Raw genomic sequence first — 265 nt, 5'->3', positions numbered from 1 at the left:
TGCCGTCGCTCAGCGTGAAGGTCAGTGCCGAGTGATTGTTGATCGGCAGACCGTCTTTGTTGGTCAGCGTGATGGTGTAGGTGATCTCGCCGCCTTCGGTAACCGACGGCGTCGCAGTCAGCTTGGCCACCACCTCGTCAGTGGTGTCGGTGACCTGAACCTTGGCCGCACCGCCCAGCTGCAGGTTTTCGAAGGTACGACCATCGACGTCCACAGCGGACTTGATACCCAGGCTGACTTCACCCGAGTCTTTGTAGACGTCATC

At 59.2% G+C, this 265-nt stretch carries 1 protein-coding gene; it reads right to left on the bottom strand.

All coding sequences use genetic code 11. The annotated features are described in order from the left end of the window. Positions 1–265 (bottom strand): immunoglobulin-like domain-containing protein (locus QSV36_RS14720; protein ID WP_289132670.1); only part of this gene is annotated, 265 nt, incomplete at both ends.

It is taken from the genome of Pseudomonas sp. BCRC 81390 (assembly GCF_030341915.1).
Taxonomy (GTDB): Bacteria; Pseudomonadota; Gammaproteobacteria; order Pseudomonadales; family Pseudomonadaceae; genus Aquipseudomonas.
The sequence above is the reverse complement of the archived record's forward strand: the minus strand, read 5'-3'. Positions and strand labels throughout refer to the sequence as shown.